Annotated in this window: 15 protein-coding genes; 9 read left to right on the top strand and 6 right to left on the bottom strand. The window is 37.4% G+C overall.

From position 1 onward, the window contains the following. The first annotated feature begins 79 nt into the window (after positions 1-79). Together BLW28_RS02690 and BLW28_RS02685 are read left to right on the top strand one after the other, a co-directional pair. The gene (locus tag BLW28_RS02690; protein ID WP_073215037.1) at positions 80-862 is read left to right on the top strand and encodes an enoyl-CoA hydratase/isomerase family protein; all 783 of its coding nucleotides are present in this window, start codon (positions 80-82) and stop codon (positions 860-862) included. A gap of 99 nt (positions 863-961) precedes the next feature. Next, positions 962-2,032 (top strand): PA0069 family radical SAM protein, encoded by a 1,071-nt coding sequence (locus BLW28_RS02685; RefSeq protein WP_073215034.1) that lies wholly within the window; start codon positions 962-964, stop codon positions 2,030-2,032. Positions 2,033-2,111: 79 nt separating this feature from the next. Here the strand turns inward: BLW28_RS02685 and BLW28_RS02680 are convergent, their stop codons facing one another. After that, positions 2,112-3,269: a T9SS type A sorting domain-containing protein gene (locus BLW28_RS02680; protein ID WP_073215031.1), complete on the bottom strand. Its 1,158-nt coding sequence runs from the start codon at positions 3,267-3,269 to the stop codon at positions 2,112-2,114. A 202-nt stretch (positions 3,270-3,471) separates the two neighbouring features. On the opposite strand from BLW28_RS02680, the gene BLW28_RS02675 reads away from it, so the two are divergent. The 3 genes from BLW28_RS02675 to BLW28_RS02665 all read left to right on the top strand — a co-directional run bounded on the left by BLW28_RS02675 (position 3,472) and on the right by BLW28_RS02665 (position 9,921). Beyond that, on the top strand, positions 3,472-5,325 hold the full coding sequence (locus BLW28_RS02675) for a chloride channel protein (RefSeq protein WP_073215028.1): 1,854 nt from the start codon (positions 3,472-3,474) through the stop codon (positions 5,323-5,325). Between the two features lie 170 nt (positions 5,326-5,495). After that, on the top strand, positions 5,496-7,211 hold the full coding sequence (locus BLW28_RS02670) for a helix-turn-helix domain-containing protein (RefSeq protein ID WP_073215025.1): 1,716 nt from the start codon (positions 5,496-5,498) through the stop codon (positions 7,209-7,211). Positions 7,212-7,650: 439 nt separating this feature from the next. Further along, positions 7,651-9,921 carry a S9 family peptidase gene (locus tag BLW28_RS02665; protein ID WP_083540661.1) on the top strand — a complete coding sequence of 757 codons (2,271 nt, stop codon included), beginning with the start codon at positions 7,651-7,653 and terminating at the stop codon, positions 9,919-9,921. A gap of 162 nt (positions 9,922-10,083) precedes the next feature. Here BLW28_RS02665 and BLW28_RS02660 read toward each other — a convergent pair whose 3' ends face one another. From BLW28_RS02660 to BLW28_RS02650, 4 genes are all read right to left on the bottom strand, one after another. Then, a complete protein-coding gene (locus BLW28_RS02660) occupies positions 10,084-10,782 on the bottom strand; it encodes an HD domain-containing protein (RefSeq protein WP_073215021.1) in 699 nt (232 codons plus the stop codon). A gap of 164 nt (positions 10,783-10,946) precedes the next feature. Further along, positions 10,947-11,690, bottom strand: coding sequence for a lysophospholipid acyltransferase family protein (locus BLW28_RS02655; protein ID WP_073215018.1), 744 nt, complete (start codon positions 11,688-11,690; stop codon positions 10,947-10,949). A gap of 90 nt (positions 11,691-11,780) precedes the next feature. Beyond that, positions 11,781-12,065: a hypothetical protein gene (locus tag BLW28_RS15570; protein ID WP_143036827.1), complete on the bottom strand. Its 285-nt coding sequence runs from the start codon at positions 12,063-12,065 to the stop codon at positions 11,781-11,783. A gap of 15 nt (positions 12,066-12,080) precedes the next feature. Then, the gene (locus BLW28_RS02650) at positions 12,081-12,491 is read right to left on the bottom strand and encodes a BrxA/BrxB family bacilliredoxin (protein ID WP_073215015.1); all 411 of its coding nucleotides are present in this window, start codon (positions 12,489-12,491) and stop codon (positions 12,081-12,083) included. Between the two features lie 246 nt (positions 12,492-12,737). On the opposite strand from BLW28_RS02650, the gene BLW28_RS02645 reads away from it, so the two are divergent. Continuing rightward, positions 12,738-13,466 (top strand): TerB family tellurite resistance protein, encoded by a 729-nt coding sequence (locus BLW28_RS02645; RefSeq protein WP_073215012.1) that lies wholly within the window; start codon positions 12,738-12,740, stop codon positions 13,464-13,466. A gap of 97 nt (positions 13,467-13,563) precedes the next feature. Here BLW28_RS02645 and BLW28_RS02640 read toward each other — a convergent pair whose 3' ends face one another. Beyond that, on the bottom strand, positions 13,564-15,834 hold the full coding sequence (locus BLW28_RS02640) for a TonB-dependent receptor (RefSeq protein ID WP_073215009.1): 2,271 nt from the start codon (positions 15,832-15,834) through the stop codon (positions 13,564-13,566). An 83-nt stretch (positions 15,835-15,917) separates the two neighbouring features. On the opposite strand from BLW28_RS02640, the gene BLW28_RS02635 reads away from it, so the two are divergent. From BLW28_RS02635 to BLW28_RS02625, 3 genes are all read left to right on the top strand, one after another. Further along, the gene (locus tag BLW28_RS02635; RefSeq protein ID WP_083540660.1) at positions 15,918-16,571 is read left to right on the top strand and encodes a metal-dependent transcriptional regulator; all 654 of its coding nucleotides are present in this window, start codon (positions 15,918-15,920) and stop codon (positions 16,569-16,571) included. A gap of 77 nt (positions 16,572-16,648) precedes the next feature. After that, entirely contained in the window at positions 16,649-17,557 is a 909-nt protein-coding gene (locus BLW28_RS02630; RefSeq protein ID WP_073215002.1) for a metal ABC transporter solute-binding protein, Zn/Mn family, read from the top strand. After that, entirely contained in the window at positions 17,557-18,294 is a 738-nt protein-coding gene (locus BLW28_RS02625; protein WP_073214999.1) for a metal ABC transporter ATP-binding protein, read from the top strand. Before BLW28_RS02630 ends, BLW28_RS02625 begins: the two co-directional genes overlap by 1 nt. Positions 18,295-18,552 lie beyond the last annotated feature (258 nt).

Raw genomic sequence — 18,552 nt, 5'->3', positions numbered from 1 at the left:
AGTTAAAGTTGAAAAACTTCCTTAGTTTTGTATTTGCCCTGAAAATCAATTATTACTTGAACTTAAGAAGTTATTAAATATGAAATACGAAAACATACTTTCCAAAACAGAAAACGGCATTACGACCATAACCATCAACCGTCCTTCAAAACTAAATGCGCTAAATCGTGCTACTATTCAAGAGTTACACGACGCTTTTGAAGATGCTGACGATTCTGCTAAAACCAAAGTTATAATCGTTACTGGAAGTGGCGAAAAAGCTTTTGTTGCAGGTGCAGACATTAGTGAATTTGCAGATTTTTCAGAAGAAGAAGGCGCAAAATTAGCCGCAACAGGACAGGAATTACTTTTCGACTTTGTTGCAAATCTTTCAACACCCGTTATTGCGGCCATAAATGGTTTTGCTCTTGGTGGCGGACTGGAATTGGCAATGGCAGCACATTTCCGAATCGCTTCCGATAACGCTAAAATGGGCTTGCCCGAAGTTTCGCTCGGTGTAATTCCTGGATACGGTGGAACACAGCGTTTACCGCAATTAGTTGGGAAAGGTAGAGCCATGGAAATGATTATGACTGCAGGAATGATCGATGCAAACCAAGCACTGCAATACGGCTTAGTAAACCATGTAACAACTCCCGAAGAATTATTAGAATTTACTGAAAAGACAGCTTCAAAAATCATGAGAAACTCTTCAGTCGCTATTGCTGCTGCGATTAAAGCTATAAACGCAAATTACGAAGATGGCGAAAACGGTTTTGATGTAGAAATCGAAGAATTTGGTAACTGCTTTGGTACAGAAGATTTTGAGGAAGGAACGCAAGCATTTCTTCAAAAAAGGAAGGCGGATTTTCCAGGGAGATAATAAGTCTTCTAAAAACACATTAGGAATAATTCCAACTTCAATTGGAGTTCTTCCAAAAATCAATTAACTTTGAAGATTCTCAGTCTTCAAAGTTTTTTTATGTCCGATAACGTTCTAAAAGGCCGTGGCGCCCAGAAAAATGTTCATAATCGATTCTTCAATGACCAACACGAAACGCTTGATGAATATCTAAATTTCTGTGAAGCCGAAGGTGAAGAAGCAGAAAACAACAAAACAAAATATTTGGAAGTATTTCCAAAAACCTTCGTAAACAAAGTGGAAAGTCCCGATGTTGGAATGGCATTTTCGGCCAATCCATATCAAGGTTGTGAACACGGTTGCGTGTATTGCTACGCCCGTAACAGCCACGAATATTGGGGTTATGGTGCAGGCTTGGATTTTGAACGGAATATCCTTTACAAAAAGAATGCCCCTAAACTTCTCGAACAAAAAATAACCTCTAAAAACTGGGAAGGAAGCACTATTGTTTTTTCAGGAAATACAGATTGCTACCAACCGCTAGAACGAAAACTCGAAATAACCCGAAAATGCCTGGAAGTTATGCTGAAATGGAAGCACCCCACCGGCATAATCACTAAAAATTCCTTGATACTTCGCGATTTAGATATTTTGAAGGAAATGGCGAAGTTGAATACTATTTCGGTAAACATTTCCATCACTTCGCTTTCTGAAGATACGCGTAGGTTATTGGAACCACGCACCGCAAGCATTAAACAACGCCTTAAAGTTGTAAAAGTCCTTTCAGAAAATGACATTCCTGTTCGGGTGATGATGGCGCCGATTATTCCTTCCTTGAACAGCCATGAAATATTGCCTTTGGTAAAAAAGGTTTCCGAACTCGGTGCTCGAGATATGAATTATACCATGGTCAGACTAAACGGCCAAGTAGCCGAAATATTTAAAGATTGGGCCTATAAAACCATTCCCGACCGCGCCGAGCGAATATTAAATCAAATTGCTGAATGCCACGGCGGCAACCTTAACGACAGCAATTGGGGCAGAAGGATGAAAGGAGACGGCACCATCGCCCAACAAGTAAAAGACACGTTAGCGATTGCAAAAAAACGTTATTTGGCAGACAGAAATATGCCTGTTTTGGATGCTTCACATTATCTTCAGCTAAAAAATCCGCAGTTGAGGATGTTTTAGATTGCGTTTTCGGGTTTTTTATCGTTCTTCAAAAAGACCTAACGGGTCTTTGAGATCTGTTTGGTATGATAACGCTCAATTAATTCACAATCAACTTCTGCGTTACGATTCCTTTTGAAGTTGCCGACCTAATATAGTAAACACCCAATTGTAGCGTGGACACATCCAGATTCGCCTTTTTCTTATTTAAGTTGGATTGTTTATAAACTACTTTTCCTGTGGTGTCCAAGATGTTTATGTCGCTTATAATATTGTTTTCACTGGAAACAGTAATTAAATCGGATGCAGGATTTGGATACATCCGCATACTATCCATACGCATCCCGTGATCTGATATTCCCATACTTCCTATAAAATCGTAGTCATAGATATAATCGCAGATATAAATTAAATTCCCTTGATCATTCTCGGTGTACCAATGTTGAAGGACAACCATATTTTGCATTTCCACAAGTCTTTTTGTCTCTGATCTATCCTCGGGAGTTACCGGAAAAACAAGCTGATCGACCGTATAGTCCATATTATATTCATATTCCCTTCTGTTTGTAACTCTATCGCCGCTTTTATGCTCCCATTTTATGCAATTTTTATCGGCATCATAATAAAACCATTCCGCCCCAGGATAATCCCACGAGGAACCGTTCCAAATTGAAGGCTTTGAAGTTTGTAAAGTACCGTCGGGATTGTAGATATATTCAATTTTCCACGAATCTTCCATTGTGCCCGATCCCCAAGTATCCTGTACGAATTCCTCAACAACCTGATTGTTATCATTATATGAAATTGTACATTGCTCAAATAATTCTGTCCCATTCATATACATCTCCCAATTTGTAAGCTTGTTATCTTCATAAAAATAAAGATAGGTTCCTCCTAATGAGAATGTTGGACCACTAAAGCTATTATAATTTGAACGCGATAAGATATTTCCATTGTCATCATACGTGTAATCCATATAATAAACGTGGGTCCAATTACCATTCAAAAGTTGATAACCATCTAGCTTAACAACATTGTTATTGGCGTCATAAGTCAAAGAATCTCGCACTCTAATGGCGTCATCTATTAATAGATTGTCTGTGGATGTTAATAGCAAATCTGAATTATACGTATATTTTTCGTATTCAAGATAATCTGAAGATCGATACTCTCTGAGTGAATATTCCTTATCAACATTCTGAGTAAAACCTGAAACCGAAAAGGCAACAGCTAAGCAAACGAGTAAATTTTTTTTCATCGAAATTATTTTAAGGAATTAGCTTGTTAAATATTTCTTAACAAACTTACGGGGATTATGCCAAAAATCATTTCCGTTTTTTGAAGTTCTCTACAATACATTTTCGTTTAGAATTGTTTTAACTTTAAACCCTCTTTACTAAATCGCAAAGATTTTAAATCGAGAAACTGATTTTTAAAACCAACCCAGTACTCAAAACCAGATGGTTTACAAAGTAAAAAAACTGATAGTCAGCTTTGTTCAGTTCAAACGGGCGTTCGTCAATTATCCATTCAGAAAATTCAATTTTGTAGAAATACTTCTTTTCTGGACGAGAGAACGATTAACGCGTTCGCAATTTTTGATTCTGTCTGGAATTCTTGTCGGTCTAACTGCGGGTTTGGGAGGCGTACTTTTAAAAGTGCTTGTCCATCACATTCATTCTTTTGTCAACAACGAAGTTCCCTTTGAGGAGCGGATTTACATTTTTGCAATTTTCCCTTTACTTGGAATTGTCCTCACTACTTTAATTGTAAAGTACTTATTTAAGGGCGATGAGGATAAGGAGCTCTCCAATATTTTAAAAGATATATCCCAAAACGGAAGCAAAGTAAAATCCAACAAAATGTATTCACAGATAATCCAAAGTGCCGTAACTGTTGGTTTTGGAGGTTCTGTAGGACTTGAAACTCCGATAGCCGTAACTGGCTCTGCTGTTGGGTCCAATTATGCACAACGTTATCGTTTGGGGTTTAAAGAGCGTACATTATTGCTCGCTTCTGGTGCTTCTGCAGGCATTGCCGCAGCCTTTGATGCCCCAATTGCCGGAGTTATGTTTGCGTTCGAAATTTTATTAGTTGGTCTGGTTTTTACAGATTTTATTCCCCTCGTCATTGCTGCCATTTGCGGGAGCTTGCTTTCGATGATAATTCTAAATGACGACGTACTTTTCAATCTGCCTGCACGCGAAACCTTTAATTATGGCAATATTCCGTACTATGTAGGACTGGGTGTGCTTACCGGTTTCTATGCACGGTATTTTTTGGTCGTTGGAATAATTGTAAAATGGTTTTTGGGCAAATTCAAGAAAAGGGTTTTATTGAGAGCAATTATAGGAGGAGGTTTGCTTTCCTTGCTGTGCGTTGCGTTTCCACCACTCTATGGAGAGGGATATCTCAATATTCGTATGTTGCATCAAGGAAATATCGAGCATTTAATCCACGAGAGTTTGTTTCGTTATTTTGAATTTGAAAGCTCTCAATGGACCATTATTGCATTTCTAGGACTCACTGTACTTATGAAAGCTTTTGCCACAAGTATTACCTTGAGCTCCGGTGGAAATGGAGGGAATTTCGCCCCTTCATTGGTCGCTGGGGGATTGCTCGGGTATCTTTTCGGATTCGTTTTAGAAATGATGGGAATGCCAAACGTGCCAACCACCAATTTAATGTTAGTAGGCATGGCGGGCGTAATGTCCGGTGCTTTATACGCACCCTTAACGGCAATTTTTCTTATTGCAGAAACCAGTAGTGGTTACGACCTGTTCATTCCTTTGATGGTTGTTTCTGTTACGGCTTATGCTATAAATCGGTTTTTCTCACCAACGCATCCTTCTTACAAAAAACTGGCAGAGCGAGGGGAAATATTCACCACGCGACAAGACCAAAATATCCTTTCACATATCAACCTTCAAGATTGTTTAAATACTTCGTCATTGATTATTAAAACTACCGATAGCATGGAGGAGGTATTGCGAAAATTTAGAAACAGCGACCAAAACACCATGGCCATAGTAGATACCGAAAATAAGTTCTGGGGAATTTTGAATCGAGAGCGACTTCGGCCTTTTTTACTTGGAAAAGAGTCCACTAGAAGCACGAGCGTAAGTGATCTTGCTACAAGTCCATCATTTATCATTTCAAATAAAGACTCGGTTATGGAGATAATGAAAATGTTTGACGAAGCCGATGTATGGCAGCTTCCGATGCTTGATGAAGAGCGGAAATTTCAAGGGTTTGTGAGTCGTTCTGCCATATTAAACAACTATAGAAAGTTGTTGCGGGAATATTCCGAATAGAATATAGATTAGGCTGTTTTTCCTTTGTGTACCTCTATGCCTCTGTGGTGAAAATCAAACACAAAGACACAGAGAACACTGAGATTTGTTCATATAGACCCAAACCTTGCTTCTCTTTTAATCAGTAACTTTGAAGTTTTTCATATTTTCGCCAAATTCGAACCTCCCGCATGAAGCATTTATTACTAATCTTTTTTAGTATTTTCATCTCCACTTCTTCCTTTTCCCAATCGGAAGAGGAGCTTTCCCAACTGCCCTTTGATGCTATTAAAGATACAATTCAGAAATATTCATATTCTGATATAGAGAAAACCATCACGGCTGCCAATGCGTATATTTTAAAAAGTAGAAGTAAAAATGACTTAAAACACGAATGGATAGGCCATAACACTATTGCACTTTCCTATTATCATAACAGGATGTTTAAGGAGTCTAGCGAACAGTCTGAAAAAAATATGCTTTTTGCCCAAAAACATAACTTGCGGGACCAAGAAATGGAGTCCTTGGCGTTTTTGTCAGATTTGCAATTGATAGTTAGTGATATCTCAACACAATTGGAGTATTATGAAAATCTTCTCCAATTGGCTGAAACGTATAAAAGTGATTTTTATAAACAGATAGCTTATAATAAAATAGCTTCTGTTCGTGATGTTAGTGGCGATACTAGAGAAGCAATAAACATTCGTAAAAAATCGCTTAATTTCTTTGAAAATAAAACGGTAGATTCAACTTTCACACAAAAATCTATAAACTCCAAAATAGCCATGATAAGTTTTTACTTATCTAGTTCTTACCTCGAGATAGAAAAAATAGATTCGGCAAAATTGTATGTCGACAAAATAAAACAATTTTCTGAAAAGGATCTAGATACATGTTATATGGCCTTTTTGTATGCTGCAGAAGCTGAGATTGCTTATACAGAAAAACGATTTAAAGAGGCTAAAAAACTCTATCACAAATATTTTGATGTTTGCCCAACCGAATACGATCTTATAAAAATAAACTACGCTTACCTTATAGGTAAAATTGAATTGGCAGAAGGTAATTATCGCTTAGCTAGCGAAATTTTACAGAAGGGTTTGGATGATTATAATGTTACTTCTGTTGAAGAAGGCTTTATGAAAGATTATTATGAGAAACTTGCCGAAGCCTATAAACAAACAGGAAATTTTGAAAGAGCGAGTTTCTATTTTGAAAAATACCTTACTTCAAAAGAAAAACAGACTGAACTCAAAGACAGTGCTAAAAAATCACTTTTAGAAAATGAAAGAGAAGCTTTTTTGAATGAAGTCAATTTGCTAAAGACTGAAAAAGAAAGGAAGCAATCCTACCTTAACTATTTAATGTTAAGCGCGTCCCTTGTAATACTCATTCTACTTTTCGTTTTACTTCGCTTTTATAAAAACAAAAAGGCAAATGAGTTTAAATTCGAGCAATTACTGGCCAAAATTGAAGCTGCCAAGCAATCGGATGAAGTTATTAATACGAAAGATGCGGATTTAGAAGAGAAAAATAGTAACGATGTACCCGAAGACATTAAACAACAAATTCTAGAAGGCCTTAAAAAACTTGAAAAACAGGAGTATTTCTTAAAACAGGAATGCAGTTCGTATAACGTTGCCAAGAAAATTGGCACTAATACTTCTTATCTTTCTAAAGTCATCAATTCACATTACGGAAAAAACTTCAATACGTATATTAATGACCTTCGAATCAATTATGCCATCCTTCGTCTTAAGAATGATGTAATTTTCAGGTCGTATTCCATTCAATCCATCGCCGAAGAAGTAGGTTATAAATCGGCAGATTCGTTTACTAAATACTTCAAAAAAGATACTGGATTAAACCCTTCTTTTTACATTAAAGAAATCAAGAATATCGCCTAAAAACCCATTTCAACCCGAAATTTATAAATATAGGGTTGTTGAATTCCCTCTACTTCAGAATCACTGAAACAAACCTTATCTCCTTTATTTTCATTATCTTACACGTTTTAAAAGCATCCCCATTTTCCTAAATCTCGGGATGCTTACCTTTTATTATAGTGTTTTGTGTCGCAGCTTTGTTTTAGAAATCAACAACTAAAACTTCGTAATATGAATTCACAAAACCCTAAAATTGAAATCTCATCACAAGTAATAATGAAAACCAATGGTAAGTCAATTTCGATTGTGAAGCATTGGCAAGGTGACTATATCATTAAAAATAAATTATGATGAAGAACAAGACAGCAAGACGCATTCAATTAATAAAATTTGCCATTGGCGTAATTATAGGCGTAACAATTTACCTATTTATCAAACTAATATTCTAAACCAACCAATCATGACAACTTTAATTAAAATTTCAATCGCAATTACGTTGCTCTTTCTGGGAGCTACAGCAAATTCACAGCAGTTAAACGGCTCTTATAGCGGACACCTCGAAGTGCAGGGAATGCAAATGGAACTTATTTTCAATATTACCCCAACCAACGAAGGTTATAGCGCAACTCTCGATGTTCCTATGCAAGGAGCAAGCGGAATACCGCTCGATTCCGTAATTTTGCAGGACAACAATGTTACCATAACTTCGGCCAAAATGAAATTGACCTATACAGGTACAGTTTCAGGAGAAACTATTGAAGGAACTTACGAACAAATGGGACAGAAATACCCACTTAATTTGAAGAAAACAATTAAAACAAAACCAGGAAATACTGCCTTACCATCTACTGATGCGGAATTGGCGAAATTGGCTGCAAAGTCTAAAGGTAATTTTAAATATTCTGTAGAAGATTACTTTAAAACGCCAGAAGCTTATTCTTTTCAACTTTCGCCAGACGGTAAGTTTATAAGTTATTTAAAGCGAAGGGAAACTGGCGAACGCGATTTGTATTTAAAGGAAACCGCAACACAAAAAGAAACCTTGCTTATCGAGCAAAAAGAAGATGTGATTCGTGGATATTTCTGGGCAAACAACAGCAGAATTCTATATATGCAAGACAAAGGTGGAGATGAAAATCACCACGTATATGGAGTAGATGTTACTGGCGAAAATAAAAGTGAATTGACTCCTTTTGATGGTGTTAAAGTAAATATTATTGAGTCGTTAAAAGAAGACGAAGACCACGTGATTGTCCAGATGAATAAAGACAACCCACAACAAGAAGAACCTTACCTTTTAAACATTAACACGGGTGCAATCACCAAACTTTACACCGTAAAAGCTGGTGATCCACCTGTAAGCTCTTACGATTTTGACAGAAAAGGAAACCTACGCGCCATCAATAGAATTGTAGATGGTATTAACATGGAATTGCTCTATAAGATAGACGGGGAATTTAAGCGCGTTAAAATTACTGAGTTTGGTGATACATTTGGAATAATTTCATTTAACCCGAGTTCAAAAAACCCAGATGAAGCTTATGTTATCTCAAATTTAGACGGCGATAAAATCGAAATCCAATTATACGATTTAAAAGCAAATAAGAAGGTTAAAACCCTTTTTAGCAATGATACTTTTGATGTTTCAGGACTTTCACTTTCTAGAAAAAGAGATTATGAAATAGATTATTTCAGCTATACAGGTGTAAAAACTGTTGTAAAACCGGTTAGCAAAACATATAAGAAGATTTATGCTCGTTTAAAAAAGGAATTTGGAGCTAAACAATTCTTCACAGTAGGAAAAACAGACGACGAATCGCAGTATATGATTGCTGTAAAAAGCGATAAAATTGTAGGTGAGTATTATCTATACGACGTAAAAAAAGATACAGTAACGCTTTTATACAAGCTATTACCTCATCTTAAAGCTGAAGATATGGCAACCATGATGCCTATCAAATTTCAAAGTCGCGACGGACTAACTTTGCACGGGTATATTACCTTGCCATCTGGCTACAGGGAAGGACAAAAAGTACCACTAATTGTAAACCCTCACGGAGGACCACAGGGCGTTAGGGATTATTGGGGTTTTAATCCAGAAGCACAATTATTTGCAAGTAGGGGTTATGCAACTTTACACGTTAACTTTAGAGTTTCTGGCGGATATGGAAAAGAGTTTTTAAAAGCAGGTTTTGGGCAAATTGGCCGTAAAGCAATGGACGACGTTGAAGACGGTGTAGATTACGCAATTGCGCAAGGCTGGGTAGATAAAGATCGTGTTGCCATATACGGCGGAAGCCACGGTGGATATGCCGTATTACGAGGAATGACAAAAACTCCAGAAAAATATGCTTGTGGTGTTGATTATGTGGGTGTAAGTAACCTACATACATTTATGGGCACTATTCCTGCTTACTGGGAAAAATATCGCGAATTGTTGTACAAAATTTGGTACAACCCAGAAATCCCTGAAGAAAAAGCTATTATGGATGAAATCTCTCCAGCTTTACACGTAGATAAAATTACGAAACCACTTTTCGTTGTTCAAGGCGCAAACGATCCAAGAGTAAACATCGATGAAGCTGATCAAATTGTTGAAAGCTTACGAAAAAGAGGTGTTGAAGTACCATATATGGTAAAATATGATGAAGGCCACGGTTTTGCTAAAGAAGAGAATAGATTAGCGCTTTACGAAGCAATGATGGGCTTTTTCGCAGAGCATTTGAAATAGATTTAAGACCGCTGCGCTATAGGACGCAAGACTTAAGTCTAAATAGTTTCCTTTAACTATAAAACCTATCAAATGTCAAGTTTGATAGGTTTTTTCATTCTCTGTGAGCTCTGTGCCTCTGTGGTAAGCATTCACCACAAAGGCACAGAGTACACAGATTTCTTATTTTTCTCCCTTCCATTCTGCATAAAACTGTTCCAGAAAAGTCTCCATAAACATATGCCTTTCTTCTGCTATTTTACGGCCGGTTTTGGTGTTCATCCTATCTTTAAGAAGTAAGAGTTTTTCGTAGAAATGATTTATTGTTGGCGCATTCGAAGCTTTATATTCTGAAGGCGTCATATTTAAATTTGGGGCAATGGCTGGATCGTAAAGTTTTCTTCCTTTAAATCCTCCATAATTAAAAGTCCGTGCTATTCCGATAGCTCCCAGCGCATCTAATCTGTCAGCATCCTGCACCACATCCAATTCTTTCGAAGTGAATTTCTGGGTTTTGTTTCCACCTTTAAATGAAATGTTCTCAATTATTTTTACCACGTGTTGGATGGTTTCTGAAGCCCGTTCGCCGTGGAGGAAAAAATTTTGGGCCTTTAAAAACTCACGTGCTTTTTTAGGGCCAACAGTTTCATCTCCACCGTGAAATTTGGAATCGGCTATATCGTGAAGCAAGGCTCCTAATGCAATGACAATTTTATCAACCTTTTCACTTTCAGCAATAAGCAGTGAATTTTTGTACACTCTTTCAATATGAAACCAATCGTGGCCTCCTTCTGCACCTTTCAATTCCGTTTTAACAAATGCAATTGTATTTTGGATTAATACGGCTTCTGAAGCGTCGTTGAATAAGGGTAATGAACTCATCTTTATAAAAATTAATTAGCAGTATGAATAATAGGCACATTCTTCGGAAAGAGATTGAAAGCTATATTTGTTAACTCGAAAGACGATAATTCAAGAACTTCTAAATCTAATTTATTGGCTCAAGCAGCAGCGTGAGTCTTGCTTCCCTTGCAATACGCTAGCTTTTATTTATGAACCTTTGAAACTACTGTTTCCTCCACCTTGTCTATAAGGGTTTCCACTTCGTAATCAGAAATTTTTATCGCAGGGTGCGCAATCAATTCTAACCGAACCCCCATTTGAATAGGGAACATTCCGTTACGCTGCAATTTCCAAGAATTATTAATGGTAACAGGCACTACATAACCATTCGGAATTTTCTTGAAAAGCGTTTGCAGGCCGGTTCTTCGAAAAGGTTTTGGAATTCCGGTTTTACTTCGTGTGCCTTCAGGAAAAATAACACCGCTTCGATTATGCTGTTGAAGATAGTTTGAAAATTTCACCATCTCAACAATGGCTTGTCGTGGATTTTTTCTATCAATTAAAATTGAGCCACCGTGACGTAGATTATATGATATTGAAGGAATTCCCTTCCCTAATTCTATTTTAGAAATAAACTTAGGGTGATGCTTTCGTAAATACCAACTTATCGGCGAAATATCCCACATACTTTGATGATTGGAAACAATAATGATTGGTGCATTTTCAGGAATATTCTCACTGATTTTAACGTGAAAAGTAGTTCCTAAAACGTTTAAGCATCGCAACAAGGACCAGTTAAATATGTCGACAGTTTTTTTATGACCAGAATATCCAAACCAATTAAAAGCAGCCCATTGGATAGGGTGAAATATAAGTATTGTAATACCAAAAAGCAGGTAAAACAATACTGAAAAAGGGTAGCTTATAATTTTAAAAAGTGCTTTCATTAGTTGTCAAAAGTAAGAAAACCGTCCTTAAAAAAGACGGCTTTAACTTAGTGTATGTGAAATTATGTTTCTGAAAAAAGTAACGATGAATTATATCTGCCTTTCATTATTCCTTCCAACCTTAGGTTCCCGAGCCGAGCCGAGTGACGACTTTGGTTTTGACTTCGATTTATTCTTCAGCGTATTTCGGTCAATGTATATATAGTTATAGATACAAACTCCAATTATCAATAACCAAAACCCACGATAGAGCCAGTTGTTTACTTCTTTTCCTAGTAAACGCGAAACATCAGGGTTTTCATACAAATTAAACCCTAAAGCGCCTAGTGACAAAAGAGCAATTACTACAGTTAAAGGTTTGTTCAGCTGTATCACGAGCTATTTAACAAATTAACAATACTCGTTGTATGCGTTTTTTAGGTTTTCGGCAATTGCTTGAGCCGGGCGCCCTTCAATGTGATGACGCTCTAACATATGAACCAATTCACCATTTTTAAACAACGCAATAGACGGGGAACTTGGTGGAAATGGAACCATCTGCGCTCTTGCAGCATCTACAGCTTCGCGATCAACACCTGCAAATACGGTTACTAAATTATCGGGTTTTTTATCATTTGCCAAAGACATTCCTGCCCCTGGACGAGCGTTTGCTGCAGCACAACCACAAACAGAGTTCACCACCACTAGCGTAGTTCCTTCTTTTTGAAGTGCTTCATTAACGTCATTTGCTGTATGTAATTCTGAAAAACCTATATTGGTAAGGTCTTCTCTCATTGGTTTTACTAATTCTGCTGGATACATAATATTTGTATTTAAAAGGTATTAAAATTTTGATGCAAAGATACTAATTTTGAAAGGAATGAAACTCTAGATAACAAGCTTCAAATCACAAATAAATCTCAAATTTACAGTGTAAAAATCCTGAAGAAACAGCGTTATTCTGGAATGATACTTTAGAATTTTGTATTGTTTTAAAGTTTGCCGTTTGAAGTTTGGTGCATTTAATGTTTACCTTTGTCGCTTCTAAATCAGAAAAATTACAATTTTATGCTTCGTTGGATCCTTGCAATTCTAGGCTATCTTTTTTACCGTTTTCCCGGAGCAATAGCTGGTTTTTTAATTGGAGGAATTCTCGACAGAATGACTGTAAAAACGAGAACATCTGCTTCTGCGTTTGGGCCATCCAAAACTGTCTCGCCTGCCGACTTTGAGCTGCATTTGCTTTCATTAGCTTCCTTGGTTATTAAAGCCGATGGAAATGTGAGCCAAACAGAACTCGACTACGTACGCCAGTATTTTGTACAAGCGTATGGAAAGGAACGCGCCAATGCAACGTTCCGTCTGTTTAATGAGGTAATTAAAAAGCGTGAAATATCCGCACAAAACATTTGTAATCTTCTTCGCCAACGGACTCGTTATGAAAGCCGATTGCAGATTCTTCACTTTTTATTCAGCATAGCAAATGCCGATGGCCGTGTTTCGGAACTTGAGGTAAATGAAATAAATAAAATAGCTGGTTTCTTAGGTGTTTTTTCACGCGATTTTGAGAGCATTAAAGCAATGTTTTTCAAAAACCCTGACAGTGCCTACAAAATCTTGGAGATTGACCGTAATGCAACCGATGCCGAGGTTAAAAACGCATTCCGAGCTATGGCAAAAAAATACCATCCAGACAAACTCACGCATTTGGATGAAGCCCACCGAAAAGGAGGTGAGGAAAAATTCAAGAAAGTACAGGAAGCTTATGACCAGATTCGTAAGGAACGGGGGATATAGCTTCGGTACATCGTACCAAAACCCAACAAGTCGAAACTTATCCGCCGAAGCTTTTCAGCAAACAAAGAAGACCTGGTAGGTTTGAAACACTTTTACATTAAAGCAACGTATAGCGAATTCCGAAAAAGCCGCGAATTCCTTGATTTGGGGCATATACATAGTTGGGATCGAAGGTTAACGCATACGGGTTATTTGGTGTAGCTACTGCATTTCCTGAATTGTCAAAAACCACTTCCTTATCAAATGGATCGTTTGCTCTTGAAATTAGGAAAGGAGCGTTTTTCGCTGGCGTCCAATCTAAAATGTTTTTCACTCCACCGTAGAGTTCAACATTCTTAATTCCATCATACGTAAATTGAATGTTCTGAATACTCCACGTTGGACTATATTCTGGTCGTGGATCTAATTCGCTTAAAAGAGGAAGGCGCATTGGCCCAAACAAGTTGCCCGTGTAATCTATTGATAAATTGTATTTGAAAATACGATAGGTCAAGGCCCAAGTACCACTATACTTTTCTGTAAGAATCTGCTGACTCGTTTCTCCACTTTCCGTAGTGGTTACATCTTGATACGTAAATCCTAGAATAGCCTTAAACCGATTCGAAAAATGGGCATCCATATTAAAACCTATCCCTTTTGAAATGGCATTTCCATCTAAGTTTGAATAAATAATCTGATTCGGATTGGTATCATAATCGGGTAAAATAGCATTGGTGAAATATGTGTACCAAGCAGAGGCTTCAAAATTCAACATAGTTCCTCCTTTGAAATATAGCTTTTTTAAATAGTTCAAATTCATGTTATAACTGCGTTCTGGATCTAATTCTCCTTCAATTATTACTTCACGAGCTCCAGTAAGTGTGGCATGCTCTTCCGTAAATAAATTCACAACCCGAAATCCAGTTCCTGTGTTGAGCCGGATTATGTCATTTTCAGATAACTTAAAACGATATGCCAATCGGGGAGTAAAAATGCTTCCGTGCCTTTCATCATAATCATATCTAGCTCCTGCCAAAAGCGTGTGCTTGTCATTAAATTTGTATTCGTCTTGCACAAACACAGATGGAATCATAATTTCCTCTGGCTCATTGTATTCGATATTTGCAGTAGCTGTAGTGTTGTCGTCATAGTAATTATATCGGCCAGCGACTCCAAAGAGCATATCGTGTTTGCCAAACTTTTTGTCCCAAGTGAATTGTCCAAACCCAATTCGTTGTTGCGCCATATACTCAACATCGCCATAAACCGAGTTTTGGTCGTGATCGGTATAGGAGAAATTGAAAAGGATTTTTTCGCTCACGGGAAGTTGGTAACTTCCCAATAATTCATACCGAGCGGTGTAAATACTTTCTCCATACACCTCATCCCCACCACGAAAGGAAGGGTTCCAGTTCATTTCTCCTCCCCAACGATCTTCATAGAAAAAACGTCCCGCCAAGGAAGCTATTCGGTTATCTTTCCGTTTAAAACTCCATTTGTTGAATAAAGATATTCGATCCTGAAGGGTTACATCAGTAAAATTGTCATTATTTCCATCTTTGGGATTGGAGTAATTGTAGTAGTTTGCACCCAAAATAGCCGAAGCTTTCCCAAAATCATGCTTCAATCCGAGGTCGAAGTTTACCTCACCCCAAGTTGTCCCAAACGCATCTACGGAGAGTCGAGGAGCGTATTCGGGCAATTTGGTAATTACGTTAATCAAGCCGCCAACTGCCTCACTACCATACAAGGAAGAAGCTGGTCTTTTCACAATTTCCACTTGTTCAATCAATGAATTTGGAATTCCAGAAAGGCCATAAACCGTGGAAAGACCACTAACTATGGGCATCCCGTCAATAAGCACCAAGGTGTACGGACCTTCTAACCCGTTAATGTGAATATCGCCAGTATTACAAACATTGCAGTTTAATTGTGGTCGAACTCCGTTTACATTCTGCAATGCGTCAAAAACACTAGGAGTAGGATTCTTCTTTAAAAATGTAGGCGTGTAGACTTCAACAGGTACGGGGCTTTCAATTCGTAGAACAGGTTTTAATGTTCCACTGATAACAACTTCATTTAAGCTATTATCCTCTTTTAAATCGAAATTCACTTCTTTAGTATTTCCAGAGAGAACCACAGTTTTCGACTCTTTTCCATATCCAGCAAATGAAGCTGATAAGGAATATGTGCCGTTTGGAATATTCAGGATGGTATAATTTCCGTCCTCATCAGACACAGCACCTTTGCTGAGTTTAGATATATACACATTTGCAAAGGGAAGAGGTTCTCCATTACTAGATACAATACCGCTAAGAGTTGTTTGAGCAATTGCAGAAGTTGTCATCAAAACAATCAGTGATTTCAACCAAGTAAATTTATTATTCATATTGTCTAATTATAATTTTAGGCAAAGCTTAAAATATATTTTAATTTAAAAAAACATATCTTTGCACAAACTTAAAGCCGATGATGACCCTTGCAGAAGAAAATTATTTGAAGGCCATTTTTCATTTAGAATTTGAAAATGGAGGTGAAGTGAGCACAAACGCCATTGCTGAGCGCATGGATACAAAGCCATCATCTGTGACAGATATGGTTCAAAAATTAGCTGAAAAAGATGTGCTTGTTTATAAGCGATACAAGGGCGTTCAGCTTACAGACGAAGGAAAAAAACTTGCTGCATATGTTATTAGGAAACATCGCTTATGGGAGGTGTTTTTAGTAGATAAATTGAACTTTCACTGGGATGAGGTTCACGAAATAGCAGAACAACTAGAACATATACAGTCCGAGGAACTCATAATACGCCTCAACGAATTTTTAGGCAACCCCGATTTTGATCCCCACGGAGATCCTATTCCTGATGAACACGGAGTTTTAAAACGCACCGAAAAGAAATTGCTTTCCGAATTAGACAAAAACCAACAAGGGGTCTGTGTAGGTGTAAAAGAATCGAGTCCAGAATTTCTTCAGTACTTAGATAAAAAAGAAATTAGCATCGGCACCAAAATCTTAGTTCTTGGAAAGGAATTTTTTGATGGTTCTATGATAATACGAGTTGGAAACAATCAGTTTTTCATTTCGCATAAAATTGCTGAAAGCCTCTTTGTGCAGACTACTTAAAGCTTGGTTAGACAATTATAACTTTCAAATAAGGCAAGCTGAGTGTATTTTATTTTAATAGAACAAAACCTTCTGAAATGAAAAAAACTTTAATACTTCTTATACTATCTACATTCCTTTTTGGCTGTAAAAACGCCATTGAAGACGATGGAAAAATCAAAGTAGTTACCACAACGAATATTTTGGCAGATCTAGTTTCAGAAATTGGAGGTAATCAAATTTCATTACAAAGTTTGATGGGGGCTGGAGTAGATCCGCATTTGTACAAAGCCAGTGAAGGGGACGTAAGTAAACTCTACAACGCAGATATTATTTTTTACGGCGGCCTTCACTTAGAAGGAAAATTGGTTGATATTTTTGAGAAAATGCAAAGCTCCAAGAATACTGTTTCCCTCGGCGATAGATTGCCGAAAGACCAATTGATTGCTTCGGCAAACTTTGGGTCTAATTACGACCCCCACGTTTGGTTCAATATTCAGTTTTTTAAGCAGTTCGCACAAATTGTTACAAATGAGCTTTCAAAAGCTGATGCTGAAAACGCCGATGTTTACACTGAAAACAACAAAAAGTATCAAGCCAAATTAGATAGTCTTGAGGCGGAGTTAAAAGCCACTATCAATACATTGCCTAAAGAAAAACGCATATTGGTTACGGCTCACGATGCTTTTAATTACTTCGGAAAAGCGTATGATTTCGAAGTTGTGGGTTTACAAGGAATTTCCACCGCGTCCGAAGCTGGAGTGCGGGATGTTCAAAACCTATCGGAATTTATTATTGAAAATAAGGTAAAAGCTATTTTTGTTGAAAGCTCTGTTCCACGCCGAACAATTGAAGCGCTTAAAGCTGCAGTACTTTCCAAAAAACACAATGTTGAAATCGGCGGATCGCTTTACAGTGATGCACTTGGCGACCCGGGCACCGAAGAAGGAACTTATATTGGAATGTTTAAATATAATATGAATACCATTGTAAACGCATTGAAATAATGGGAGAAAAAATAGCCGTAAAAGTAGACGACCTTACTGTAGCATACAATTACAAACCTGTGCTGTGGGATATAGACCTAACTGTTCCTGAAGGCGTGCTTATGGCTATTGTAGGACCAAACGGGGCTGGAAAATCAACCTTGATTAAAGCCATTTTGGGTATCATTAAACCCATAGCAGGAAGTATAAGCATTTTTGGAGAACCGTATGCGAAACAAAGAAAAATGGTCGCTTACGTGCCACAAAAAGGAAGTGTGGACTGGGATTTTCCAACCACTGCTTTTGATGTAGTTTTAATGGGAACCTACGGAAGTTTAGGTTGGATAAAACGTCCTGGAGCGAAAGAAAAGAAAATCGCATTGGAATCTATGGAAAAAGTTGGAATGCTTTCCTACAGAAATAGACAAATAAGTCAATTAAGCGGCGGACAGCAACAACGGGTGTTTCTTGCACGCGCCTTGGCTCAGGATGCTTCCATCTATTTTATGGATGAACCTTTTCAAGGTGTGGATGCAACAACTGAAATCGCTATCATCAATATTTTAAAAGAATTGAGAAAAACAGGAAAAACGGTAATTGTCGTGCATCACGACCTTCAAACCGTTCCTGAATATTTTGATTGGGTTACTTTTTTAAATGTGAAGAGAATTGCCACAGGTCCCGTGAAAGAGATTTTTAACGATGACAATTTGACGAAAACGTATGGGATTAATTATAAGGTTGCGGTTAATAAATAGTGGTTAGAGGGTAGTAGGTGGTTTGTGGTCACTTGGAAGTTAAATACAGAAAGAAATTAAGTGAAATTGAAATTATCGCGAAAATTTCCTGCAAGGTGTTCCTCGCTTTTTCTGCGAGGCTCCTTGTAGGTATTAATGAAACGACTGAAATCTCCTTTACTTTTTGAAATTATAGACCTAATTATGAAGTATGTTGATTACAGCACCAAAGTTTTAGCAATAAAAAATAGACCTACAAGGTTTTGGAAACCTTGCAGG

This window comes from Aequorivita viscosa (assembly GCF_900106795.1).
In the GTDB taxonomy this organism is placed as follows: Bacteria; Bacteroidota; Bacteroidia; order Flavobacteriales; family Flavobacteriaceae; genus Aequorivita; species Aequorivita viscosa.
The sequence above is the reverse complement of the archived record's forward strand: the minus strand, read 5'-3'. Positions and strand labels throughout refer to the sequence as shown.